This window comes from Sorangium sp. So ce726 (assembly GCF_051521405.1).
Lineage (GTDB): Bacteria > Myxococcota_A > Polyangia > Polyangiales > Polyangiaceae > Sorangium.
In genome coordinates, this window is sequence record NZ_CP150349.1 from 4321333 (window position 1) to 4346425 (window position 25093).

The following is a 25093-nucleotide window of genomic DNA, read 5'->3' on the forward strand; positions in this document are numbered from 1 at the left end:
GTCCGATTTCGAGCGCGTCCTGGGGCCCGCGGCGACGCTAGCCGTGGCAGGCCCGCACGAAGCCGCAGCGCAGCTTGCGGCACGCCTCGACCGGGACGCCGTCGAAGCGATCCTCGGCCCTCGCCTCGGCGAAGCGCTCGGCCAGGCGCGCGAGCTCGCGCTCGAACCGCGCGTGCTCGTCGTCGGTGAGGGTCCCCATGGGGCCCGAGGCCGCGAGCCACACGGGCTCGACCTCGGCGCCGACGAAGAGCACGCCTGCGCGGACGGGGCGGTCGGGGTGGCGCCTCTTGAGCGCGAGCGCACACGCGCGCAGGCGGAGCTCGTACGGCGAGAGATCCGCCCGGGGGCGCGCGCGCTTGTACTCGACGACATCGATGAGGCCGTCCGGGTGCAGGACGGCGAGATCGATGGCGAGCGAGAGCGCGAGCCTCGCGCCGCGCCGCCGTCCGGTGCGCTGGGGCTCGACGTCGAGCACGAGCGCCTCCTCCCGGAGGAGCGACGCCTCCTCGCCGCGCACCTGCCGCGCGTAGGGGCCGTCCAGGAAGCGCGCGACGCGCTCCGCGGTGCGCAGCACGTCCGGGCCGTGCGGCGGGAACCCCTCGAAGGCGAGGCGGGCGACGACCTCCTCGGCCTCGGTCGGCTCACCCCAGCGCGCGCGAGGCCAGCGCTGGAGCACCCGGTGCACGGCGCGACCGGGAGGGCGAGGGTCCGCGCCGTCCTCGAGCTCGACGCGCTCCTCGCCCGGGAGCTCGGGCGGGCCCTCGACGTCGAACAGGCCGAGCTGGCCTTCGCCGGCAGGCTCGCCGATCCCGAGGAGGTGGCGCAGCCGGAAGCGGCGCGGGCACGCCTGGAACGCCGCGAGGGACGCCGCCGCGACCAGCACGGTCTGCGCGCGCGCTGGCCCCATCGCCGGCGGCGCCCGGGGGGCCGGCGCGGCGCGCGCGTACGCGTCGGTGCCGGGCGCGGGCGCCTTCGCCCCGGCGAGCAGCGAGCTGGCGTCGAGCGTCGCGCGGAGGGTGCCGGCGAGCGTCGTGGGGGCCTGGACGTCGAGGTCCGCCGCGGCGATGGGGGGCTCGGCGTCGGCCGCCGCCGCGGCCCGGGGCTCGGCGTCGACAGCCGTCTTCAGCGTGAGCCACGCCGAGCCGCTCCGCGGCTTCGCCTCGGCGCCGACGAGCACGAGCTCGCGGCGGGCGCGCGTGATCGCGACGTACGTGAGCCGCTGCCGCTCAGCGCGCTCCCGCGCCCGCACCTCGGCGCGCGCCGCCTGGAGCGCGGGCGTGCTGACGGGCCACGCCGGCCCGCGCGCCGACGCCTCGGCGTCGTGGAGCGAGCCGGTCCGCGACCGCCCGTCGATGACCCGCGCGTAGTGGCGCACGAGCAGGGCGGCAGGGCGGTCCCCCGTGGCGGGGACGTAGCTCAGGCCAGGGTGAGCCGCGCGGGGCTCCGCGTTGAGATCCAGGAGCACGACGGCCGGGAAATCGAGCCCCTTGCTGGCGTGGATCGTCGTGAGCCGCACGGCGTCGTCGTCGGGCGAGAAGACAGCGGCCTCGGGCTCGTCCGCCTCGTCGCGGATGCGGCGATCGAGCCAGCGGACGAAGCTCGCGAGCGAGCCGCCCCGGCGGCGGGCGATGGAGACCAGGCGGTCGACGTTGCCGAGGCGGGCCTGGGCGCGAGGGAGCGCCGCGAGGACGCGGTCGAGATCGAAGGCGGTGACCGCGGCGCGGATCGCCTCGCCAGGCGTCGAGCGGAGCGCGGCGCGGCGCAGCCCGGCATAGCGGGCGCGGAACGCCTCGAGGCGCTCTCGATCCCCCGCGGGCAGGCGCGCGAGGACGGGGAGCGGGCGCCCGTCGTCGAGCTCGGCCTCGTCCGGGGAGGGCGACCAGAGCCCGTGCGCCAGCGCGGCGGCGGGCCAGCGGCCGAGCAACGGGACCGCGAGGCCGCGGCCAGGAGGCGCGAGGAGCGCGAGCGACGTGTCGGAGAGCGCCACCACCGGGCCGCGGAGGACGGTCGCCAGGGCCAGGCGATCGCGCGGATCGAGCAGGAGGCGGAGGATCGCGGCCAGATCGCGGACCTCGGCCGCGTCGAAGAGCGCGCGGCCGGCCACCACGTACGGGATCTCGAGGCGCGCGAGCGCCAGCTCGACGAGCGGGATGGTGCTCCTCCGCCGGGTGAGCACGGCGACGTCGCGGAAGCGCAGATCGCAGGTCGCCTCGCCGCCCGCGCCGCGGACGCGCCGCGCGATGTACGCGGCCGCGATCAGCGCCTCGCGCAGCTGTCCGCGCGCGTCCCGGACGAGGGCGTCGACCCCGTCCGGAGCGCCGCCGCCGTCGCTGACGAGCACGACGTCCGTCGGGCCCTCCGCGGCCCGGCCCGGCGCCGCGACGAGGTGCTCCGCCGCGCTGTAGGCGATCTCGAACTCGCGCGGCGGACTTCCAGCCTCGCGCGCGCCCGCGTCGCCGTCGCCCGCGCCGCCGTCGCCCGCGCCGCGATCCTGGGCGAAATCGCGCACGGAGAAGGCGTTGATGAACGCGAGCAGCTCGGGCGTCGACCGGCGGCTCTCGCGGAGCGCCACGAAATCGGCGCTCGGATCCGGCGACCAGAGCGCGGGCGCGAGCTCGAGCGCGCGGCCCGCGGCGGCGCCGGCGAGCTCCGCGCAGACGCGGCAGAAGATGGAGACGTCGGCCCCGCGGAACCCGTAGATGGATTGCTTGCGATCGCCGACGAGGAACAGGCCGTGACCGGACAGGCTGGCCGCCGTCGGGGCGACGCCGGCCGGGCGCGAGAGGGCGGCGTCGTCTCGCTCCCGCAGGAGGTACACGAGATCGCGCTGCACCGCGCTCGTGTCCTGGAACTCGTCGACGAGCAGCACGTCGACCGAGCCGCGGACCGCCGCGCCGATCGCCGGATCGTCCCGCAGGCCGTCGCGGGCGGCGCGCAGGAGATCCCCGAACCCGAGGCCGCCCTCGGTGCGGCGGATCGCCGAGAGCCGCTCGCGGATCTCCTCCAGCAGCTCGACGATCCGCGCCTCGCGGCGCGACAGCGCCGGGGCCTCCCGGAGGAAGCCGATCAGCTGCTGCGCCTTGTCGCGGTGCTTCTCGCCCGGCAGCGCCTCGCGGAAGGCGATGAGCGCCTCGTCGGCGGGCGTGGACTTGCTCTTGTGCGGCTTGCGCTGCGTGAGGAGCTCGATGAGCGGGGCGCTCGCCGCGCTCGCGGGGAAGGGCGCGCCGCCGTCCTCGCGGCCGAGCGCCGCCACGAGCGCCGCCGCCGGCGCGCGGAAGGCGGCGCTGCCGAGCGCGGCGCTCCCGGCGGCGAGGCGGCGGAGCTCCCGCGCGAGCGCGCTGGCCTCGGCGGCGTGGTCGGTCACGGCGAGCCGGCGCGGCGCGAGGCCGTCCTCGTCGAGCCGGTCGAGCAGCCGCGTGACCTCGCTCCGCGCGGCCTCGACGCCGCCCGTCGCGGCGATGAGCGCGCGCGCGGCCTCGGCGCGCTCGCCCCCCTCGGCGAGCGCGCGGCTCAGCGCCTCGTCGACCGCGAGGTCGCTGAGCGCCTGCGCCTCCTCCTCGTCGAGGATCCGGGCCGAGGGCGAGAGCCCCATCGCGATCGCGTGCCGGTCCACGATCTGCTTGGCGACGCCGTGGAGCGTGTCGATGCGCGCGGCGGGGAGGCGGGCGAGCGCCTCCTCCGCGCGCTTGCGCAGCTCGGCGACGGGCAGCGACGCGCCGGGGAGACCGGCGACGGCCGCCTGCCGCGCCCGGAGGATGTCGGCGAAGGGGATGTCCGCCTCGCCGTTCCAGCGGGCGATCTCGCGGAGCGATCGCTCGACGCGGTGGGCGATCTCCCGCGCCGCGGCGCGCGAGAACGTCGTCGCGACGATGCGGTCCGGCGGCACCGGCGGCGCGGCGGACGCGGCGTCGGGCAGGCCGAGGGACGTGAGGCCGAGCGTGAGCAGCACGTAGAGCGCCGTGAGGCGGTGCGTCTTGCCGGTGCCTGCGCTCGCCGCGACCACGACGTTGCGGCGGAAGGCGTAGATGAGCGCGTCGCCCTCGGCGAGCTCCGCGCCGCGCAGCGCGGCGTTCACGCGACCTCCTCCGCGGCCTCGTCGCTCGGCACGACCGCGGGGCGGCGGCACACGTCGCGCGCGTCGCACCGCGCGCACATCGTCGAGAGCGTCGGCCGCGGCGCGGCCTTGCCCTCCCAGAGCGCGACGACCGCGGCCCGCGCCGTGCGCGCGGCCTCGGCCCAGCCCTCGGCGAGCGCGCGCTGCTCGTCGGCCGTGTGCGGCCACAGCTCGATGAGCCCGCGCTGGCGCACGCCGATGTAGACGGCGCGCACCTCCTCCGCGCCCAGCGCGCGCGCCGCGATGGCGCTGTACAGCGGCAGCTGGAGCGCCCTCCGCCGCTCCTTGGCGTCGGGGAGCTTGCCGGTCTTGTAGTCGACGACCCGCACGACGCGCTGGTCGGTCGATCGATCGAGCCGATCGATCTGGCCGTCGACCCACAGGCTCGGGCCGCCCTCGTCGTCGGACGGGGGGAGCTCGAGCGGCTGCCAGGGCGGCGGCTCTCCGGCGCCGAAGCGCCGCTCGGCCAGGAAGAAGCGGAGCTCCGGCGACGCGTCCTCCCCGTCTCCGTCGAGCGTGCGGACCACGACCTCCATCACGTCCGAGATCGCCTTCTCGACCGCCTCGCGGCGGAGCGGGGCCATGGGCGCCGAGACGCCGAGCGCCGCCTCGGCCGCGGCGCGCGCCGCCGCGAGCTGCTCGGCCGGATCGCGCTCCGGGCTGAGCTCGCGCAGCGCCTCGAACGAGGCCTGCAGGGCGCGGTGGATCAGCGTGCCGCGCTCGCGCGCGTCGGCCGACTCGGCGAGATCCTCGTCGCGGCGCACGTGCAGGACGCGGCGGGCGAACGCGGCGAAGGCGCAGCCCACGGCGCGCTCGATGTGGGTGACGGCGATCGGCCTGTCGGGGTGCGCCCCGCCGATGGCGGCCCTGAGCTGCGCGGCGAGCGCGGGATCGCCGTCGACGAGGACGCGGCCCGTGTGGAGGTCGATCGGCGCGCGCGGATCGAGGAAGAAGTCCGCGCGGGCGCGCTCGATCCGGATCCGCTCCGCGAGGTCCGCCGCCGGCCGCCCTCCGCCCGCGAGGGCGATGAGCTCCGCGTCGCGCGGGCCGAGGGGCGCCGCGTCCGGGGCGACGCGCGAGGCGGGCTCCGTCCGCTGGCGCGCGCCGGCCGTGGCGGCCGCGACGAAGAGCGGGTGCGGCTCGTTCGGCTCGTCGTCGTCCCCCCGCGTGAAGCAGAGGGCGACGCGCCGGGCGCCGGCGAGCGCCCAGCCGAGCTCCGCGCGCTGGGCCGCCTGGCGCTCGCGCCCCGACGCCGGGCGGCTCGGCGCCGGCAGCCTCGCGCGGAGCGGCTCGCCGAGCAACGTCTCGTCCGCGCCGGGGCTGCCGCCGTAGGCGCGCGCGTCGAGCCCGGTCACCACCACCACGTCGTGATCGAGCGCCGTGAACCCCGCGGCGACGTCGATGCGCACCGCGCCAGCGCGGCCGGCGTCGCCGCGCGGCCCGGCGCCCTGCTCGGCCGCGGCCCGCTCGAGCTCCGCGTAGATCTCGGCCACGGTGGCGGGGCGCTCCTCGCAGCCGAGGTCGTACGCGGCCCGCGCGAGCGCCTCGGCCTGCTCGCGGACCGCGCGCGCGGCCCGCGCGCCTTGACCCATCGCCCCCATCGCCTCGAGCGCGAGCGCGCCGCCGCTCCGCCGCTCGCCGCGCAGCGCGGCGCGGAGCTCCTCGATCCCGGGCTCGCCGAAGCCCAGCTTGTCGAGGAGCGACAGGAAGCGCCGCACGATCTCGGGCCGCGTCGTCGCCTCGCCGATCCAGCGGGCGCTGGCGAGCAGCCGCTCCAGCGCGTGCGGCATCCACGCCTCGTCGTCGCCGTCGTCTTCGACGGGCGAGCCGCCCAGGCCCCCCAGCACCTCCAGGCCCAGGGCGAGCTCCGCGTCGCTCAGCGCCTCCTGCGCGGTCGCCGGCGGCGTCCGCGCCGTCCCCGCGCGGCGGTCCGCGCGGCGGGCTGCCACGACCGAGATGAGGCCGTCGATGAGCAACCGGCCCGTGCGATCCACCTCGACCGGCACGTCGCGCAGCCGGTGGGCGAGGTCGGTCGATCGCCGCTCCGCCTCCGTGGCGGACGTGCGGTCCATCCAGGCGCCGGCGTGGACCCCCGGGGCGCGGAGGATCTCGATCGCCTGCTCGCGGCGCACCGGCCCGACGGCGAGGCGCAGGATGGCGAGCGCGACGCGCCCGTCGGGGCAGCTCGCGGCGGCGCGGCCGCGCGGCTCGGAGGAGCGGACGCCTGCGTCGGCCAGCGCGGCGCGGAGGGGCTCGAGCGCCGCGTCGTCGAGCGCCGGCACGATGAGGGCGATCCGCTCGGGCGGGATCCCGCGGCCGAGCGCGGCGGCCACCTCGGCGGCGGCGGCGCGCGCCTCGCCCTCCGGGGTCTTCGCTGCGATGGCGGCGAGCGGCTCCGCTCCCCCGTCGGGCAACCACGCGATCTCCGGCGCGTCCTCGAGCGAGGCCCAGCGCCGCTCCAGGGCGTCGGCGATCGGCGCCGCGCGGTCGTCCGGGAGGGCGGGCAGCTCGACGGTGACGCCCGCGCCGCCGCGGGCGCGAACCGCAGCGTGGAGCGCCTCGACCCAGGCGAGATCGTCCGGCTCCCAGGCCACGGCGCCGCGGATCGTGACCTTGCGCGGGAGCGGGAGCGCGGCGGACGCGCCGGCCGAGCGGAGCGCCCGCGCGAGCACGAACCCCGCGCAGCGCGGGTCGACGAGGCGCGCCGCCCGCAGGGCGGCGTCCGCCCGATCGAGGACCTCGGCGATGGCGATCGCGTACGTGGTCCCGAGCGCCCGCAGCTCCGCCGGGGAGGTCCCGGCGCGCCGGAAGCTCCCGAGGGCGCGGTCGAGGGCGTGCGCGAGCGCGACGCGCGCGGCGGGCTCGGCCGGCTGCCGCAGCCGATCCGGCGGCAGGGCGTCGAGGGCGAGCCGGGTGGCGAGGCGGGTGGTGTGAGGGCTCGCTATGGCGGCGTCCGGCGCCAGCAGGGCGAGCGCCTCGGAGACGAAGCTCCACCGTGAGCGGATTTCCAGACCTGCGGTGCGCGCGTCGCGCAGATCGAGAGAGGCGAGCTCGCGTTCAACGTGCCGCTCGGTCGGGACAACGAGGAGCGATGTTCTGCTCACCACCGCGAGACGGCCGAGCGCCGCTCCCGGGAAGCGCAGGCGCCTGCCACGGCATGAGGCTGAGAGGGCGCCGGCGCATCTGAATGCACGTCCAGCAAGGGGTACCTCACGGCAGACGCTTTACTTCATGCATCCGTCCCCTCGCAACCTCCGCCGGGGGCGCGCCTTGTTGAAAAAGTCACGCGGAATGTGGGAATTCTTGTGGGGAAATGGGAATGCGTGTTGAAAAACCTGTTGAGAACCCCGGACGGTCCGGGCCGTAGCGCCCCGTAGACCTGCGGAATTGCACGCAGTGAGGTCGGGCTAGAGCACGCCCGGGGCGCTCTGCAGTTTTCAACAGGCTCAGCGGTGGGCGGCGGCGAGCGGGGCGACCGGGGGTCACGACGGGGGCGCGAGCCCCCTCGGTAGACCGAGCGGGGAAGGGCGGACGGAAGAAGGGAGGGGGAGGAGGGGGTTGGGCGCTCCGTCGCGAGGCGCCCTGTCGGTTGCGTCGGTTGCGAGGCGAGCTAGCGGCGCGCCACGTCCTTGTCGCGCTGGACGCTGGTGTCGTCGGCCGGCGGCAGATCGGACACGCTCGCTGGCAGCAGGGCGGAGGCCGGCGTCACGCTGCTCTGGTCGCCGCCTCGCGCGGCGGCGGCAGCGTCAGCGGACGCGGCGGCGGGCGTGCTCGCCGCGGCGCCCGGCGACGCATCGGGGACGGCAGCGGTGGTCGCCCGCGCGCCGGGGGGCGCCTCGGACTGTGCGCGATTCCGCACAGCGGTCACCGCCTTGTCGGCCGCCTTGACGAGCTGTGTCGTCACGACCGACGGCGGGAAAGGGAGCTTCGGGGCGACGAAGAGCTCGAGCTTCAGGATCGTGTGGTGCTCGTCGACGGCGCGGAGCCGCCAGCGGGCGCGGAAGTCGGAGACGTTGCCGCGCTTGTGGCGGCCGGAGATGACCTCGTCGGCGCCGTCCTTGGTGGGAGGCGACATGTCGGCGACCGTCCAGATGTGCGCGGCGCCGTTCAGGATCGGCACCTGGAGATAGACCTCGCTCGTGCCCTTGCGCTTCGCGAGCACGCGGCTCTGATCGAAGGAGCCGATGAACGTCTTGTAGTTGCCGTAGGAGGTGATGATCTTCCGCACCGTCGGCAGGGGCGCTTTCACGAGGATCGCCGCGCCCCCTGTGTCGATCGCGGCGACGGGCCCGGTGGTCTTCAGCGTGTACCGGAGCGCCTTTCCGAGCGACGCGAGCTTCTCCGACTCGGCGTCGGCGGCGCGGGCCGCGCGCGGCGAGAGGGAGAGGGCGAGGACGGCGAGCGAGAAGGCGATCAAGGACAGGGACCACAGTTTCTTCATGGACTCTCCTGTTCGAGCGACGTCCGTCGGCACGCGGGCTCCCCCCCACGTCGCGGACATGCGCCTCGGGCGGCGAGACCGCAGCCCCTCGCTACATGTAACTCGGTGAGCACGCGGCCGCACGCCTGCGCACTACAGAAAACATGCTTTCTTCGGACGAGGTCGGAATTCAGCGATCGGCGTCGGCGCGCTTCGCGCTCGCGCCGCGCTGTGCGTTGCCGCCGCTGTCCTCGCCAGCGCTCGCTGCCTGCTGTCCGGCAGCGTCGGCGTCGGACTCGGACGACACCGCGGGCGGCCGAAGGGGCCGCTCGCCTGGCTCCTCGTCGAGCGGCGCCATCTTGCAGGAGCCGTCGAACTGCACGCCGCGGTCGATGAAGATGGCGGGCGCGTGCAGGGCGCCGGTCACCTTGGATGGAGCGTAGAGCTCGATGGCATCGCGGGCGCGGATGCTCGCCTGGACCTCCCCGCCCGTGACGATGCACGTGACGACGTGGATCTCCCCGATCACGAGCGCCCCCTCGCCGATCACGAGCACGTCCTCGCCGCGGATCTCGCCGCGGAAGCTGCCGTCGATGCGCACGCGGCCCTCGAAGAAGAGCTTGCCCTCGAAGTGCGTGCCGCGGCCCAGGAGGGCGTTGATCTCGGTGGGCCGGTGGCCCCCGCCGTCGTCGCCGCGGGGGCTTCCTGGGGATCGCGGCGAGAGGGGCGAATCCCTGTCGCCCGGGAAGGACATCGGCTCCATCGCCTGCTGGCTTACTTCAGGCATCGTCACATTCGCAACGGGGGTGCGCGTCAGTGGCGTAACGGGCGCGCGGCAGTGGCCGTGGTTGTCCAATTATTTCCAATGCTTGGGTCCGATTTGCGGCAGGGTACGTTTTCTGCAGAGGGGGCGGACCGAGCTGGTGTCCCGGCGTGCTGATCGCTGGGGGGCGCGCGGAGCCTCGGCCGACGTCTGGCCGAGCGCGCGGTGGGAGCGTGAGGGTCCGAGGCGACCAGGAGAGGGAGTGGAGATGACGTTCCGATCGTTGCTTGTGGCTGCCGGTGTCCTGGGCAGCATCTCGGTGGCGTCCGCGCAGACGCCGCCCGCGCCGCCGGCAGCTCCGCCGGCCGATCCCACGCCGCTCCAGCCGCCGCAGCAACCGGCCGCCCCGGCGCCGGTCGCTCCCGGCGCTCCTGCTGCTGCGCCTGGAGCGCCTGCTGCTGCGCCCGGCGCTCCCGCTGCTGCGCCCGGCGCTCCTGCCGCGGCTCCCGGCGCCCCTGCGGCTGCGCCGGGCGTGGCTGCTGCGCCCGCTGCCGCTCCGCCCGCTGAGCCAGCGCCCCCCGCGCAGCCTGAGCCTCCGGCGGAGCCGCCGTCCGCCCCGGAGACTCCGCGGCGGGACGCAGCGGCGGTCCCCCTGGTGGTGCGGTCGAATCTGGCCACCGGCGCCGATGCCGTGCAGGAGGAGGACGAAGCGACGAACCTGCGCTGGCGCGGGACGAGCTTCACCTGGAACCAGGCCGGCAGCACGACCCTCTTCGGCGTCGGCGGCGAGTACACGCCCGATATCCAGGTCTACGGCTGGGACTTCACGCTGCGGCCGAACTACTACCTGCTTGACCGCCCCAAGGAGAAGGTGTCGCTGTCGGCCGAGATCGGCTGGCTCGTCGAGCTCACGAACAGCGACACAACCGCCACGTACCGGGAGCCGCAGCTCAAGGACACGACGCTCGGCGCCCGGTACAGCCGCGCGCTCTGGGAGAGCGGCGGCGCGAACAAAGGCGAGTACAAGACGGACGCGGCCATGCGGCTGCGCGTGACCCTGCCGACCTCGCCGCAGAGCTGGAACTCAGGCGACTACTTCACCGTGTCCCTTGGCCCGCAGGTGACCCAGAAGATCAAGGTGCTCGGCTCGAAGGCCGACGGGCTCAGCCATGTGACGGCGACGCTCGGCGTGACGTACGCCCACCTGTTCTCCCGATCGATCATGCGTGTGAACCCGGACATCCGACGACTCCGGCAGAACCCGAGCGGCGAGGTCGCGCGCGACGAACAGCTGAGTGGGTATGCTCAGGCCCTCAATCGCCTGACCACGAGCCTCGATCTCGACGTGCCGCTCTACAAGGACCTCTCGCTGGGGGCGAGCTTCGCGCTGCTCAGCCGGTTCAAGCCCGAGCTCGGAGAGGGATGCGTCGAGATCAGCACCGGCTGCGCCGGGTATGACTCCCACGGGGCCACCTACCTCCCGAACACGGCGTTCGACATCAACGTGAGCCACCCGGTCTACGAGGTCGTCGACGTCACGCTCGGCTACAACAACACCACCGGGCAGCTCGGGGAGGACGGCCAGCGCAGGAACTTCTTCTATAGCCCTGACGCTCAGTTCTATCTCGACATCAACGCCAACCTCGACGTCATCTACTCGAAGGTCACCGGCCGCGGGAAGAAGGCCGAGAAGGCAGGCACCGCGAGCGCCTCGCGCCGGCAGACGCTCTGACGCGCGCGAGCCGTCGCGGCCCGTCAGCGGCTCGTCAGCGTCCCCTTACGCGCGCCCGCGGCTCTCGCCGGTGGTCACCCCGCCGGCGATGAGGTGCGCGGCGCGCAGGGGCTCGGGGAGGTGGCCGTTCACCGAGAGCCGCGCGATGAGCGCGCTCGCGTCGTCCAGCGAGATCCCGGCGCGCTGCACGTACACGCCCGCGACGGGCTCCATGGGGCCGGCGCGCTCGATGAGCGCCCACTTGCGGCGCCCTCCCCGGACGCGGGAGAGCAGCGCGTCGCGGATCGCGTCGAGGTCCGGGCGGCGCCGCGCCACCACCACGACCGGCAGGGCGAGGGCTTCGCGCAGCGCCGCGAGATCGACGACGTTGAAGCCCGCGACCGCGATGCCCTGGAGCATGACCACCTGCGCCTGGGGGTAGAAGCGGGAGCCGCGGATCATCGCGGCGATCGCGGGCGTGGCGTTCCGCCCGTCCCGCCTCACGCGGGTGGAGAGGACGCCCTCGAGGCGCAGCCCCGAAAAGACGGTCCCGACGACCTGCACGTCGCCGCGGTGGTCGCGGGCGAACGGCGCGTCGTCGACGCCGATGACGTGGGAGAAGCGTGGAGCGCGAGCCGGCACACGCGGAGCTTAACGTGCTGCCGTCTTTGCCGGGCCAGGCGGTCGTGCTGTACTGGTAGGATGCGACCTCCCAGGCACCTCTCGCTGAGCCTCTCGCTGGCCCTCGGCCTCGCCTCGTCGCTCGCCCTCGCGCAGGGCGCCACCGCCCAGCCGGCCCCGAAGGCCGCCGCGGCGCCGGAGAAGGCCGCGGCCCCGCAGAAGCCGGCGGTCAACAAGCCGCGCGGCGGCAGCGCCGGCGCGCCGGCGGCCGCGCGGAAGCGCCCCGGGCGCGCGCGCAAGCCCAAGAAGGACACGCAGGCGAGCCTCGTCGGGCGGCCGGTCGCCACCTTCCCCGGCTTCCGCATGCTCCCGGCCGGCGGCTCGCGCGTGTTCGTGCAGATCCACGGCGGCAAGGTCGACGTCGCCGAGTCGAAGGCCGCCGGACGCCTCGTCTACCGGCTGAAGGGCGCGGGGGCGATCCAGACGAACCGCTTCCCGCTCGTGACGTCGTTCTTCGCGACCCCGGTGACCCAGGTGCAGCTCGTCGGCCAGGGCAACGATCTCGACATGGTGATCGACCTGCGCACCCAGGCCGACGCGACCTACCGCGTGCTCGAGACCGATCAAGGGATGGTGCTCCAGGTCGACTTCCCCCCGTCCATCCCCGAGCAGCGCTCCGCGGCGCCGGCCGAGGGCGCGCGCAAGCGCTCGGAACGCCGCACGATCTCGCAGGACCCCGGGAGCGACGAGAGCTCGGATCTCTAGAACTCCGGCTGGCCGGGGCCCGGGCCGCGGCCGAGCTCACCGCCAGAGGGCAACTAGATGGCGACCGCCTCCCGCCGGGCCTTCTCCCCGGGCGGGCCCGCGTCCGCCGCCGAGGCCTGCTCGCCCATCGCCGCCGCGGCGAACGTGACGAGGGCCATCCACAGGAGATCGGCGAGCAGGAGGTGGACGAGCTGCATCCACACCGGCGCGAGCAAGAGGAGGTTGAGGAGCCCCGCGCCGATCTGTAGCAGCACGAGCGCTCCGGTCGCCGCCGAGAGCCGCGCGACCTCGGGCGAGGGGCGCCGGGCAGCGACGGCGCCGCGGGCGAAGAGGAGGTAGACGCCGACGGCCGCCGCCACGGTCGGGTGCAGCACGCGCAGCTGCAGCAGGAAGTGCGCTGCGGGCGAGAAGTCCTGCGCCAGGCCCTCGCGGAGCGAGGCCGCGGCGAAGAGCGTGTCCCCGAGCGCGGCGATGGCCCCGGTCACGCCCACCGCGAGGACCCCTGCGAGCCCGGCGCCCAGCAGCGCGCCCGTCACCCCCTGGCCGCGCAAGCGGACGCGCCGGCCCCCGCGCGCCCAGTAGAGGGTGCAGGTCATGGCGCCCACCAGCAGGAACGTGTTGATGAGGTGCACGGCCATCCAGAGCGCGCGGGCCGCCGACGCGTCGTGGGCGACGTACTCGAGCAGGACGATCCCGGCGCCGACCGCCGCCTCGGTGATCATGAACAGCATCGACGCGGCCGCGCCGCCGCGCACCGGGTGGCCCGACGGATAAGCGACGAAGGCCCAGACGACCTGCAGCGCGACGAGCAGGAACGCGACGCCCGAGGTGGCGCGGTGCGTGAACTCGATGAAGGTCGCCGCGCTCGGAGAGCGTGGGATGACGTCGCCGTTGCACGTCGGCCAGTGGCTGCCGCAGCCGGCCCCCGAGCCGGTCGCGCGCACGAACGCGCCCCACAGGATCACGCCGAGCGTGAAGGCCAGCGCGAGCGCCGCGAGCTTCCAGAACCGCGCTTGAGTCATGCCGGGTCCTTACCGCGAAACCTGCGCGACGGCAGCCCGCGCGAGATCGGCGATGCACGGGCAACTTGCCCGGGCAACTCCTGCGATCGTCGGCGCCATCGCGCGCGACAGCGCGCGACCGGCGGCGAGGCGGCGTCCGCCGCAGCGCGATCTCGTTGCGCCCGGCCCCGGCTGAAGGGAGGATGTGCCCGTGCCGAACAGCGACGACATCCGAAGCGCTCCGCTCTCCGCGCCGATCGAGCTCCCGAGCGGTCGACCGGCCAGGATCGTCGTCGCCGACGACGACCGCCTCGCGCGCCAGATGCTGGTGAGCATCCTTCAGAAGGCGGGCTTCCAGGTCGAGGCGGTCGACGACGGTCAGGAGGCGATCGAGCTGATCGGGCGGGGAGGGGTCGATCTCGTGCTCCTCGACATCGTGATGCCCCGGCTCACCGGCCTCGAGGCGTGCAGGCTGCTCAAGAGCATGACCTCGGAGTCGTTCCTCCCCGTGGTGCTGGTCACCGTGAAGAGCGACACGGCGAACCGGGTCGAGGGGCTCAAGATCGGCGCCGATGACTACGTCTGCAAGCCGTTCGAGGAGGAGGAGCTCCTCGCGCGGGTCGGGGCGATGCTCCGGATCAAGCGGCTGCACGACCAGGTCGCGGCGCAGCGCGCCTACCTGGAGCAGCTCTCCATCCACGACGAGCTGACGGGGCTCTACAACTACCGTTACCTCTTCACGCGGCTCAACGAGGAGTTCAAGCGCGCGGAGCGCTACCACGAGCCGTTCGCCTGCGTGCTCGTCGACATCGATCGGCTGAAGGTGATGAACGAGACCGGGGGGCGCTCGCTCGGCGACGCCGTGATCCGGCGCGTGGCCGATGGGATCCGCCGCTCGGTCCGGGAGGTGGACGTGGTCGCGCGTTATGGCGGCGAGGAGTTCCTCATCGTCCTGCCGAGCACCCACTTCGCCGGGTCGCTGACGGTGGCCGAGCGGATCTGGCGCGAGGCCGCCGGCAACCCGGTCGAGTTCGGCGGAGAGGCGAGGCCGTGCAGCGTCTCGATCGGCGTCTCGCTCTACCCCTCGCGCGACGTCCGCTCCAAGGACGCGCTGATCCGGGCCGCGGAGAGCGCGCTCAACCAGGCGAAGCGCGAGGGCGGCAACCGGATCTGCGTCTTCCAGCAGCACGGCCACATCTACACGCCGACGGCGAGCGGCGAGCCGCAGTCCTCGCCCCCGCCAGGGAAGCTCCGGCGCTCGAGCGATCCCGCCTTCGCCGCGACGCACGCGGCGCATGCGGCGCATGCGACCACCGACGAGCCGAGGGAGCCGCAGACACGCCGGGGCACCGACCTCCCGCCCTTCCCCTCACGCAAGCCGCTGTAGTCCTGTCTCGCCGCTCCGCCTCGTGAACGCCGCAGATCGCGCCCGTATCCTCCTCGTCGACGACGAGCCGGCCCTGCGCCGCGGCCTGGCGCGCGCGCTCGTGCGCGACTTCGACGTCCTCACCGCGGAGGACGGCCCCGCGGCGCTCGGGCTGCTCGCGACGACCCGCGTCGAGGCGGTGCTGCTCGACCTCGCCATGCCGCGCATGAGCGGCGCCGAGGTGCTCGATCGGATCAGGGCCACGTACCCCGACGTCGAGGTCGTGGTGATGGCCGGTCACGCCGACCTCGACGCCGCGATCGCGGCCGTGCGCGCCGGCGCATACGGGTTCGTGACGAAGCCCGTCGACGCGGAGGCCGCGGTCTCGATCGCGATCGAGCGCGCGATCGAGCGCCGGCGGCTCGAGAGCCGCGCGCGGGCCCTCGAGGAGCGGGTCGACGAGCACGAGCAGCTCGGCGAGGTGATCACGAGCTCCGCCGCGATGCAGGACGCCTACCGGAAGGCGCTCGGCGTGGCGGCCGTCGGCGCGCCCCTCCTGCTGATGGGCGAGCGCGGGACGGGCAAGCAGCTCGTCGCGCGCGCCGTCCACCGGCGCGGCCCGCGCGCCGCGCGGCCGTTCGTCGACGTCGACTGCAGCGCGCTGCCGGCGTCGCGGGCCGAGGACGAGCTCTTCGGCGAAGGCGGCGACGCCTCGCAGGACGGGCGCGCCCGCGGCGGCCTGATCGAGGCGGCGGACAAGGGCACGCTCTTCCTCGACGAGGTCTCGGCGCTGCCGCTCGCGGCCCAGGCCAGGCTGCTCCGGGTCCTCACGCACGGCGAGATCGCGAGGGCGGGGGGCGAGCCGCGCCGCGTCGACGTGCGCGTGATCGCGTCGACGTGCGAAGGCCTCCGCGAGCTCGCCTCCACCGGCCAGCTCCGGGAGGATCTCGCGTACCGCCTCGGCGTCATCGTGGTCGAGCTGCCGCCGCTCCGGCGGCGCAGGGAGGACGTCGCGCTGCTCGCGAGCCACTTCCTGAACCGGTGCGCGCGCAGGCACGGGCGCGACGTCAAGCGGATCGGCCCCGAGGCGGCGCGCCTGCTCCGCGAGCACGCGTGGCCGGGCAACGCGCGCGAGCTCGAGAGCGCCATCGAGCACGCCGTGATCTCCGCGCGCGGCGAGGCGATCCTGCCCGCGGATCTGCCGCCCTCGGTGTCGGGGCGCTCCGGGCCGCCGCTTCGCCCTCCGAGGGACGCGCTCGTCTTGCCGGCCGAGCTCTGCGATCTCCCCTACGCGGAGGCCAAGGAGCGCGCCGTCGACGCGTTCGATCAGATCTACGTCGGCCGCCTGCTGGAGCGCACGGGCAACAACCTCAGCGAGGCGGCGCGGCAGGCGGGGATGGATCGCTCGAACTTCCGGAGGCTGAAGAAGAAGGTCGCGTCGCGCGGGGACGAGGCAGCGCAGGGGGAGAGCGACGGGGCGGGGCCGAGCAAGGGCGACGCGGGCTGACGCGCGGACACGTCGCGCCAGGCGCACGTCGCGCGCGCACCTCGCGCAAGCGCGCGGCCGGCTCGTGCTACGTTGCGCCGAAAATGGCCCGACGCGCTGCACGAGCTGCCCTTGCTGCCGCCGCCGTTTCCCTCGCGGTCCGGCTCGCGCCGCTCCCCGCTGCCGCCGCCGACGCCGGCGGGGCTCCCGGGCGGCGAGCGGCGGTGGTCCACGATCTCCCCGGCGTCCTCGCGCTCGCCGACCGCAATCACCCGAACGTCGCCGTCGCCCGCGCGAAGCTCGACCAGGTCCGCGCGCAGCTCGACGAGGCGCGGTACGCCCCGTTCTCGCAGTTCAAGCTGACGGGCGGCGTCGCGCTCGCGCCGACCGTCCGCGGGAACAACGTCTTCAGCCCGAACACCGACGTCTCGCTCACCTCGAGCCTCGGCGTCGGCTGGCGCGTGAACATCGACGGCGTCGTCCCGCTCTGGACGTTCGGGAAGATCACGAACCTCTGGGACGCCGCCGAGGCGAACGTCCGGGTGAACCAGGCGAGCGTCGAGAAGGAGCGGGACGCGGTGCGCCTCGACGTCCGCAAGGCCTACTTCGGCCTCCAGCTCGCGCGCGACTCCCGGAGCCTGCTCGTGGACGTGAGGGCCGAGATGGACAAGGCGCTCAGGCGCCTGGAGGAGCAGGTCGAGCGCGAGGAGGGCGATCCCATCGAGCTGCTCAAGCTGCAGACCTTCGGGGCCGAGCTCGAGGCGCGCGGGGCAGAGGTCGACAAATACATCTCGGTCGCGCTCGCGGGGCTGCGCTTCTATACGGGCGTCGCGGATCTCGACATCCCCGATCTCCCGATCCGCCCGCCGAAGCACCGGCTCGGGCACGTCACCCGTTACCTGACCGCGGCGCGCCTGTACCGGCCGGAGCTCGCGCAGGCGCGCGCGGGCTTCGACGCGAGGTCCGCGCAGGTGCGGCTCGCGCGCGCGCAGCTGTTCCCCGACATCGGCATCGCCCTGCAGGTCGGGGTGAGCGCCGCCCCGGAGGTCGCGGATCAGCTGAACCCGTTCACCAGCGACCCCGGCAATTTCTTCCACTACAGCGCGGCGCTCGCGCTGCAGTGGAAGCTCGACCTCTTGCCGCAATCCGCGCGCATCCGCGCCGCCGAGGCGCAGCTCGAGGAGATGGCCGCGACGCAGCGCTTCGCCATGGGCGGGGTCGCGACCGAGGTCGAGACCGCCTATGCCGAGGTCGTGGAGGCCCAGAAGCGGCTCGACGCCTACACCAAGGCGGCCAAGTACGGGAAGCGCTGGCTCGTGATGGTGCAGCAAGGAATCGACGTCGGGACGATGACGGACAAGGATCTCATCGATCCGGCCAAGGCATATGCCACGAACCGATTTAACCAGCTGAACGCGACGATGGATCTCGACATGGCGATGTCGCGGCTCGCGAAGGCGACCGGCTGGGACGCCATCGCGCCGGACGGCACCTGAGCGACGGAGCGAGGGGGCGGCCGCGCTGAGGTACGCGCTGCGTCGCTCGGCTCTGCTTCACCCCGGCTTGAACGCGACCGTCCTTGGCAGTACGGTGCGCGACAGCATGGGAGCCAACGTCAACGTCGAGCGGGCGCCGGACAAGGTGGCTTTGGCAGCGAACGGTGATGCGGCGCGGCGCGCGACGAGCGGGGTCTCCGCAGGCGCCAGCATCGCGTTTTACGTCCTGCTCGCGGCGTCGGCCCTCGCCATCATCGGCACTCTCCACTTCGTGGCGTACGTCGTGCCGACCGAGGCCACGATGGGGATCGTGCAGAAGATCTTCTACTTCCACGCCCCCGCCGGGTACGCGATGTACATCGGCGCGACCGTCTGCTTCATCGGCTCCGCGGGCTACCTCGCGCGCGGCACCCAGCGCTGGGATTCGCTGGCGAAGGCCGGCGCCGAGGTCGCCGTGGCGATGGGGCTGATCGTCCTCGTCACCGGTCCGCTGTGGGCCGCCAAGGCGTGGGGCGTGTACTGGACGTGGGATCCGCGCCTCACGACGTCGCTGCTCAGCGTGCTTATCTACATCGCTTACGTCGTGCTCCGCGCCTTCACCGGCGACAGCGACGCCGAGCGCAAGTTCGCGGCGGCCCTCGGCGTCCTCGGCGCGGCCAACCTGCCGATCATCCATTATTCGGTGAAGATGTGGGGCGGTAACCACCCCACGGTCATCACGGGCAAAGGTGGCGGCCTCGGGCACCCTGACATGAAGATGGCGCTCGGCTTCGGCTTCCTCTCGTTCACCCTGCTCACCCTCGCGCTCGTGTGGGCGCGCTACCGCGTCGATCTCGCGTCCGCGCGGCTCGCGGAGATCGAGCAAGATGCCCTCGAAGCCGGCATCGGAGAGGACTGACAACGTGAATTCCAATCATTCCTTGTTCTCCCATGCGGCGTTGCAGCAGCCGACGAGCACCACGTCGGACGACCGGGCGCAGGCGTTCCGCCCCGTTCAAGGGGGGAACGACATGCAGAGCGGAGAGAAGCTGCTGGTCGAGGCGTACGCCGCGATCTGGCTCATCCTCTTCGCGCTGGTCTTCCTCTCCTGGCGCCGGCAGAAGCAGATCGACCGGCGCATCGACGCGCTCGAGGCCGCCGTGCAGAAGGCGCGGGCCGGGGCAGGCCAGGGGGCGAGCTGATGCCGAACCTGGGGGAGATGACCCCGCAGCACGCGCTCTACATCCCCGTGGTGCTGATGCTTGGGCTGATCGTCGGCTACATTCTGGGCAGCCGCGCCGTGCGCGCCGAGCTCGATCGACGCAGGCGCAGAATGAAGGAGTGACGGGGGCGCAGGCCCCCGTCCCGCGTAGCTGGCGGGCCCGGTGAGCGCCGTCCCCGCCCCACTAGCCGGAGGTCACAAGGTGGTCGATTTCTCTGTGAGCGAAGAGCACAAGGCTCTCATCGATACGGCGCGTCGCTTCACGAAGGAGCGCATCCTCCCGATCGCGGCCGAGTGCGATCAGAAATCGTACTTCCCGATGGATGTCTTCGTGGAGGGCTGGAACATCGGCCTCGTCAACCCGACCTGCCCGGCCGAGTACGGCGGACCTGGGATGGGCGAGCTCGAGAACGCCCTCCTCGCCGAGGAGCTCTCGTACGGGTGTACCGGGATCCAGACGAGCTTCCTCGCGAACGGCCTCGCGCTCACGCCCATCAAGCTCGCGGGCAATGAGGAGCAGAAGAAGAAGTACCTCGGCATGCTCACGGCCGAGCCGATCATGGCGAGCTACTGCACGAGCGAGCCGGACGCGGGCAGCGACGTCGCGGGCCTCAAGACGCGCTTCACGAAGCACGGGGACGACTACGTGCTGAACGGGCAGAAGTGCTGGATCACGAACGCGAGTTACGCGCGCTACTACGTGATCTTCGCGACGTCGAACCCGGAGCTGCGGCACAAGGGGATCGCGGCGTTCATCGTCGACCGCGACACGCCCGGCCTCCGCGTCGGCAAGAAGGAGGACAAGCTCGGCCAGCGGGCGAGCGACACCGCCCAGGTGTTCCTCGATGATGTGAAGGTGCCGAAGGCGAACCTGCTCGCGCCCGAGGGGCAGGGCTTCAAGCTCGCCATGGAGACCTTCAACCAGACCCGCCCCGACATCGGCGCGGCCGCGACAGGCCTGATGCGGCGCTGCGTCGACGAGTGCGTGGCCTACGCCAAGGAGCGCAAGACCTTCGGCCAGCCGATCGGCAGCCACCAGCTCATCCAGTGGATGCTCGCGGAGATGGCGATCCGCGTCGAGGGGACGCGCCTGCTCTACCAGAAGGCCGCGTGGAACCTCGATCACGGGGTGCGGGACCCGATCGTCTCGAGCTTCGCGAAGGCCTACGGCGCCGACAGCGCGATGCAGACGGCCGTGGACGCCGTGCAGGTGTTCGGCGGCAACGGCTACGTGAAGGAGTACCCCGTCGAGAAGATGATGCGCGACGCGAAGGTCCTCCAGATCTACGAGGGCACGAGCCAGATCCAGCGCCTCGTCATCGCGCGCCAGCTGCTAGCGTAGCGTGTAGCGCGCCGCGAGGCGCGGCCTGGGGTGCGGTACTTCGGCTGAACGTGCCGCACCTCGGGGACCACCGGGCCCCTCGCCGCGAGGGCGGCCAGCGGCCGCCAGGCGCGGCCAGCGTGTCAGGTCTGCGGGTGCCAGATCAGCGTGAGCTCGGGGCCGAGCGTGAGGGCGAGGCCCTCGGCGGGCACCATCACGCGGCGGACCTTCTGGCCCGCGAACCTCGTCCCGTTCGTCGAGCAGAGATCGAGGGCCATGATCTCCGCGCCGTCCCGCAGGAGCAGCAGGTGAGTCCGCGAGATGTGCGTGCTCAGGACGGCGCGCAGGCCGCGGTCCAGGCAGTTGTCGGCGCGCCCGAGCAGCACGCCGTCGTCGAGCGCTTGCTGGGGCAGCTCGACCGCGGCGCTGCGCTCGCTCGATTGCAGCGTGAGCCGCACGTACCCGTTCTTCGCGCGCGGAGCCACCATCTCCTCGATGTGCGAGACGGGGCGCACCGATGTGATGTGCGAGATCTCTCCGCGGGCGAAGCGGTGGCTGGTCGTGATGCCCTCGGTCGCCGGCGGCGGCGCGGCGCCCTCGCTGATCGCCCTGTCCGCGATGCTCTCGAGGCCACGCGGCGGCTCGCTCATCCCGCACGAGCTCACCTCCAGCGCCCTCGACGAGGCGCGCGGCCCGACCGGGAGCCCGCCGACCACGTGCTTGCCGATGCGCACGAGCAGCGGGCCGCTGACGACGATCGACCGCCGCGGCACGTCGTCGTCCACGAAGAAGGGGATCGAGGTCTGCAGATCCATGAGCCGCAGGCCGAAGCCGCCGTCGGGGAGGTTGCAGCAGGTGGCGACCAGGTGGCGCACGCAGACATCGTCGCCCGACGCGAACTTCATGTCGCAGCGCGGGTGCGAGCCGAAGACGGCATACGCGCCGCTGTTCGCGGGCAGGTCCAGCCACGCGACGTCACCGCCTGACACCCGGAACAGCCGGTACCCCTCGCTCATCGGCGACTCGGGAGGGTTCAGCGCCATCACCGCTTCGGCGGTGGACAGGGCGCGCCGCATCGTGGCGACGTCGATCCTCGGTTCTACCGTCATCGCGCGCTCCACGAGCGGCGCGAGGTCGCGCGCCCCGCAGTCCGCGTCGGACCGCCGAGCTCGAGCGTGAACGGCGGAGTCGCTGCGCAGGCCTCCGGCAGAGCCGCGGCAGGAGCGAGCGTGGTGGATGTCAGACAGCAGCGAGGCCTCATGCGGTCGAGCCGAATCCTACCGGAATTTTTCGTCTGGGGCTCTTTCGCTGCGCGCCCCGAATCTGCTGTGGCCGGCGGGGCTCAGGTCGAGACGACGGCTGTCCGGCTCAGCTCACGCCGACGCTGACCTCCGCAACGAGCTCGCCGCCCCAGCGCCAGAAGGCCACCGAGCGGCTGAACAGGACGATGACCTCCAGCCCGAGCCCTCCGCCGAATTCGAGCCGAAAGCGCCCGACGTCCACCTCGATGAGTTGCATGCTCCCCGAAGACGCGAGAGTCGGGCCAACGGTGGATCCGTGCGCGTTGCACGCTGGTGTGTCCGCCGGAGGCACGGCCTCGCCGCGGCCGGTGCGCAGGGCGCGCCGGCCCGCGTCGGCGGGGCCACGGCGATGCCCGCGCTGGGCGCCGCCGCGCCAGGGGGCAGCGGGGCGGCGCCCAGCGCGCTCGCGGCAGGGGCCCGGGGCGAGCGCTGGCGGACGCAGGCGAGCGGGCGTGGAGCCTCCGCGCGGTCGTCAACAGAAGCGCCATTTTGACGCCGCCCGCACGGTGTCTATCCTGGTCGCGGTGTCCCGGATCCTCCCACGCTTCGACTATCGCATCGAGTTCGCCGCATCGACCGATGTCGGCCTCGTCCGCCCGAGCAATGAGGACCGGATCCTCTGTTGCCCTGAGCTCGCCCTCTTCGGCATCGCCGACGGGATGGGCGGCCACGCCGCGGGCGAGGTCGCGGCTCAGATCGCCGTCGATACGGTGCGCGCCGAGGTGCTGCGTCCGCCCGCCGCCGCCATCCTCGACGCGTATGTGGCCGACCCGAACATCGAGGCGCGGCGCGAGGTGTTCGCGCTGCTCCGGCGCGTGACCGAGGCCGCGCACGCGGCCATCCTGGAGGCGCGCCGCATGGAGCCGAGCTACCAGGGGATGGGCACGACGCTCGATTTCGTCGTGCTCGCGCACAGCCGGGCGTTCTTCGCCCACGCGGGCGACAGCCGCGCGTACCTGGTTCGCCCGACGACCACCGTCCAGCTCACCCAGGACCACGCCCTCTACGATACGCTCCGCGCGGCCGGCAACCCGACCCCGGCCAGGAAGCCGCAACGGAACCCGCTCGTGAACGCGATCGGGCTCGCGGGCACCGTCGCGGTCGACACTGTCTTCGTCGATCTCTCGCGCGGCGACCGCATCCTCCTCTGCACCGACGGGGTGCACAACGCGGTCGACAGCGAGGCGTCGCTCTCCCGCTTCTGCTCGAAGGGCGGGCCCGAGGAGGTCGCCGCCGGCCTCCTCGGCCACGCGCGCGAGCGGGGGGGCCACGACAACGCGAGCGCGATCGTCATCGACATCAAGGAGCGCTTCGTGAAGCGCGCGGACGACGCCGGCCCGTCCTCGCGCGATCTGTCGGTGCTCTCCGCGTGCCCGCTCCTCGCCGGCATGAGCCCCGCGGCGGTGCTCGGGGCGCTCGCGGCCGGCGTGGAGGTCGAGCTCAGCGCGGGGGATCGGATCCCGCGCGACGTCGCCAGCGACCTGGTCGCGTACCTGGTGCTCGACGGGGCCGTGGATCTGCCGGACGGGCGGCGGGTCGTGTCCTCCGGGCTGCTCTTCCCCGAGTCGCTCGTGGGCGCGCGGCGCAAGGGCGATCTGCCCGTCGCCGCGGCGCGGACGCGGCTCATCCGGATCCGCAAGGACGATTTCGCCGAGGTCTGCGAGCACGACGCGGATCTCGCGGCCGCCCTGTACCAGCGGCTCGCGCGGTACCTCGCGCTCGGGACCGGATGAGCGCGGCCGCGATGCAGCTCTCCCTGCTCCACCTGGACGATCGCGTCGCGGCCTTCGCGAAGCCGTCCGGGCTGCTCGTGCACCGCGGCTGGGGCGACGCGCCGGTCGTGTTCGTCGACCTCGCCGAGCGCGCGCTGGGCCGGAAGGTCTATCCGGTCCACCGCCTCGATCGGGCGACGAGCGGCGTGCTGCTCGTCGCGCTCGACGCCGCCGCCGCCGCGCTGCTCGGCGCGCAGTTCGAGCAGGGCCTCGCGCGGAAGCGCTACCTGGCGCTCGTCCGCGGCGTCCCCCCCGAGCGCGGGTGCATCGATCACCCGATCCCGCGGCGCGAGGGGGGCCCGCGCGTCCCGGCCGTCACCGACTTCGAGCGCCTCCACGCGCTCGAGCGCTACGCCGTCGTCGAGGCGCGCCCGCGCACGGGCCGCCTGCACCAGGTGCGGAGGCACCTGAAGCACATCAGCCACCCGATCATCGGCGACGTGAACTACGGCAAGGGCGAGCACAACCGCCTGTTCCGCGAGCGGTATGCGCTGCACCGCCTCGCGCTCCACGCGGCCGAGCTCGCCGTCGCCCACCCCGAGACGGGCGCGCCGCTGCGCCTCTCCGCGCCGCTGCCCGACGACCTGCGAGGCCCGTTCGATCAGCTGGGCGTGCCGGCGTGGATCGGCGCCGTCGCTGACGCGACCGCTAGCCCGCCCCTGGATCGCGGCGCTTCGGGGTGACGCCATGGCCGGCGCGGATCCCCTCGAGGGAGAGCGCCGCACCTCGCTGGACGAAGCCGCCGTCGAACGGGTTCTCGGCGAGGAACATGGGCGTATCGAGATCGACGAACGAGAACCCGCCGAGGCCTGCGGCGAAGCACGCCGACGCCGTCATCGCGAGCACCGACTCGACCATCCCGCCGATCATGAGCCCGAGCCCCGCGGCGCGGGCGACCGCCGCGATGTCGAGCGCCTCGGCGATGCCGCCCTTCATCAGCTTGATGTTGACCACGGTCGCCGCGCGCTCCGCCGCGACGCGGAGGACGTCCTCCGCGGAGGCGGCGCTCTCGTCGGCGGCCACGTCGACGCCGGCGCGCCGCGTGACCTCCTTCATGCCGTCCCAGTCGTCCCGCGGCACCGGTTGCTCCAGCAGCGCGACGTCCGCGCCGAGCTGGCGCGCGTGCGCGACGAGCGCGAGCGCCTCGCCCGCGTTGAGCCCGCCGTTGCCGTCGAGGATCAGCGACGCCCCGGGCGCGGCCGCGTGGATCGCCTCGATGCGCGCTGGGTCCGACGCGGCGAGGTGGCCGCCGACCTTCACCTTGAGCGTGCGGAAGCCCATGGCCGAGGCGCGCCGCGCGGCCTCCTCGGCGCGCTCCGGCGAGCCGGTGGTGATGGTGATGTCGGTCGTGAGCGCCGTCCCGGAGCCACCGAAGAAGGCCCAGAGCGGCATGCCCGCGCGCGTGGCGAGCGCGTCGAGGATCGCGGTCTCGATGGCGCAGCGCGCCGCCCCCGCGCCCCCGCCGGACGCCGCGCGGAGCGCGCGCGCGACGGCGCGCCACGCGCGCGCGTCCGAGCCCACCACGGCTTCTCGCAGGGAGAGGGCGGCGGCGCGCGACCCGTCTTGCGTCTCGCCGTTGAAGGCGGGCAGCGGCGCCGCTTCGCCGAAGCCGAGCGTCCCGTCGGCGAGCTCCACGGTGACGAGGAGGTTCGCCGCGCGCTCCTGCGCGCCGCCGGCGATCCCGAACGGCTCGTGCAGCGGGATGTCGAGCGCCTCGACCGAGACGCGCCGGATCAGCGTGGGGGTCATCAAGAC

Annotated in this window: 20 protein-coding genes; 11 read left to right on the forward strand and 9 right to left on the reverse strand. The window is 73.9% G+C overall.

Going from position 1 to position 25093, the window contains the following annotated elements; genetic code table 11:
• Positions 1-37 precede the first annotated feature (37 nt).
• From WME79_RS16175 to WME79_RS16190, 4 genes are all read right to left on the reverse strand, one after another.
• Positions 38-4075: a UvrD-helicase domain-containing protein gene (locus WME79_RS16175; RefSeq protein WP_437536279.1), complete on the reverse strand. Its 4038-nt coding sequence runs from the start codon at positions 4073-4075 to the stop codon at positions 38-40.
• On the reverse strand, positions 4072-7218 hold the full coding sequence (locus WME79_RS16180) for a PD-(D/E)XK nuclease family protein (protein ID WP_437536282.1): 3147 nt from the start codon (positions 7216-7218) through the stop codon (positions 4072-4074). The genes WME79_RS16175 and WME79_RS16180 overlap by 4 nt, the downstream gene beginning before the upstream one ends.
• 506 nt (positions 7219-7724) lie before the next feature.
• Complete coding sequence (locus WME79_RS16185) at positions 7725-8555, reverse strand: SRPBCC family protein (RefSeq protein ID WP_437536284.1); 831 nt, start codon at positions 8553-8555, stop codon at positions 7725-7727.
• A gap of 169 nt (positions 8556-8724) precedes the next feature.
• A complete protein-coding gene (locus tag WME79_RS16190) occupies positions 8725-9321 on the reverse strand; it encodes a bactofilin family protein (RefSeq protein ID WP_437536287.1) in 597 nt (198 codons plus the stop codon).
• Positions 9322-9565: 244 nt separating this feature from the next.
• Here WME79_RS16190 and WME79_RS16195 point away from each other — a divergent pair, with 244 nt between their 5' ends.
• Positions 9566-11029, forward strand: a complete 1464-nt coding sequence (locus WME79_RS16195) for a hypothetical protein (protein ID WP_437536290.1) — start codon at positions 9566-9568, stop codon at positions 11027-11029.
• 45 nt (positions 11030-11074) lie between these two features.
• Here WME79_RS16195 and WME79_RS16200 read toward each other — a convergent pair whose 3' ends face one another.
• The gene (locus tag WME79_RS16200; RefSeq protein WP_437536293.1) at positions 11075-11650 is read right to left on the reverse strand and encodes a DUF99 family protein; all 576 of its coding nucleotides are present in this window, start codon (positions 11648-11650) and stop codon (positions 11075-11077) included.
• A 60-nt stretch (positions 11651-11710) separates the two neighbouring features.
• Between WME79_RS16200 and WME79_RS16205 the strand changes: the two genes are divergently transcribed.
• Positions 11711-12394, forward strand: a complete 684-nt coding sequence (locus tag WME79_RS16205; protein ID WP_437536296.1) for a hypothetical protein — start codon at positions 11711-11713, stop codon at positions 12392-12394.
• 53 nt (positions 12395-12447) lie between these two features.
• Here WME79_RS16205 and WME79_RS16210 read toward each other — a convergent pair whose 3' ends face one another.
• Positions 12448-13416 carry a COX15/CtaA family protein gene (locus tag WME79_RS16210; protein ID WP_437536298.1) on the reverse strand — a complete coding sequence of 323 codons (969 nt, stop codon included), beginning with the start codon at positions 13414-13416 and terminating at the stop codon, positions 12448-12450.
• Positions 13417-13606: 190 nt separating this feature from the next.
• Here WME79_RS16210 and WME79_RS16215 point away from each other — a divergent pair, with 190 nt between their 5' ends.
• The 7 genes from WME79_RS16215 to WME79_RS16245 all read left to right on the forward strand — a co-directional run bounded on the left by WME79_RS16215 (position 13607) and on the right by WME79_RS16245 (position 20286).
• Positions 13607-14782, forward strand: coding sequence for a diguanylate cyclase (locus WME79_RS16215; protein WP_437536301.1), 1176 nt, complete (start codon positions 13607-13609; stop codon positions 14780-14782).
• Positions 14783-14804: 22 nt separating this feature from the next.
• Complete coding sequence (locus tag WME79_RS16220; protein WP_437536304.1) at positions 14805-16268, forward strand: sigma-54-dependent transcriptional regulator; 1464 nt, start codon at positions 14805-14807, stop codon at positions 16266-16268.
• Positions 16269-16471: 203 nt separating this feature from the next.
• Positions 16472-17743, forward strand: a complete 1272-nt coding sequence (locus WME79_RS16225) for a TolC family protein (RefSeq protein ID WP_437536307.1) — start codon at positions 16472-16474, stop codon at positions 17741-17743.
• A 106-nt stretch (positions 17744-17849) separates the two neighbouring features.
• Positions 17850-18641: a cytochrome c biogenesis protein gene (locus WME79_RS16230; RefSeq protein WP_437536310.1), complete on the forward strand. Its 792-nt coding sequence runs from the start codon at positions 17850-17852 to the stop codon at positions 18639-18641.
• Between the two features lie 4 nt (positions 18642-18645).
• Positions 18646-18924 carry a CcmD family protein gene (locus WME79_RS16235; RefSeq protein WP_437536313.1) on the forward strand — a complete coding sequence of 93 codons (279 nt, stop codon included), beginning with the start codon at positions 18646-18648 and terminating at the stop codon, positions 18922-18924.
• Positions 18924-19067 (forward strand): hypothetical protein, encoded by a 144-nt coding sequence (locus tag WME79_RS16240; RefSeq protein ID WP_437536316.1) that lies wholly within the window; start codon positions 18924-18926, stop codon positions 19065-19067. Before WME79_RS16235 ends, WME79_RS16240 begins: the two co-directional genes overlap by 1 nt.
• Before the next feature lie 79 nt (positions 19068-19146).
• Entirely contained in the window at positions 19147-20286 is a 1140-nt protein-coding gene (locus WME79_RS16245; RefSeq protein ID WP_437536318.1) for an acyl-CoA dehydrogenase family protein, read from the forward strand.
• Between the two features lie 122 nt (positions 20287-20408).
• Here the strand turns inward: WME79_RS16245 and WME79_RS16250 are convergent, their stop codons facing one another.
• Both WME79_RS16250 and WME79_RS16255 read right to left on the reverse strand, forming a co-directional pair.
• Positions 20409-21374, reverse strand: a complete 966-nt coding sequence (locus WME79_RS16250) for an FHA domain-containing protein (protein WP_437536321.1) — start codon at positions 21372-21374, stop codon at positions 20409-20411.
• Between the two features lie 259 nt (positions 21375-21633).
• Positions 21634-21783, reverse strand: coding sequence for a hypothetical protein (locus WME79_RS16255; protein WP_157906681.1), 150 nt, complete (start codon positions 21781-21783; stop codon positions 21634-21636).
• Positions 21784-22072: 289 nt separating this feature from the next.
• On the opposite strand from WME79_RS16255, the gene WME79_RS16260 reads away from it, so the two are divergent.
• Together WME79_RS16260 and WME79_RS16265 are read left to right on the forward strand one after the other, a co-directional pair.
• Positions 22073-23299 carry a protein phosphatase 2C domain-containing protein gene (locus WME79_RS16260; protein WP_437536325.1) on the forward strand — a complete coding sequence of 409 codons (1227 nt, stop codon included), beginning with the start codon at positions 22073-22075 and terminating at the stop codon, positions 23297-23299.
• Between the two features lie 11 nt (positions 23300-23310).
• Positions 23311-24021 carry a pseudouridine synthase gene (locus WME79_RS16265; RefSeq protein WP_437536328.1) on the forward strand — a complete coding sequence of 237 codons (711 nt, stop codon included), beginning with the start codon at positions 23311-23313 and terminating at the stop codon, positions 24019-24021.
• Here the strand turns inward: WME79_RS16265 and WME79_RS16270 are convergent.
• Positions 23987-25087, reverse strand: a complete 1101-nt coding sequence (locus tag WME79_RS16270) for a dipeptide epimerase (RefSeq protein WP_437536331.1) — start codon at positions 25085-25087, stop codon at positions 23987-23989. The two genes, WME79_RS16265 and WME79_RS16270, sit on opposite strands and share 35 nt — an antisense overlap.
• Between the last annotated feature and the right edge of the window lie 6 nt (positions 25088-25093).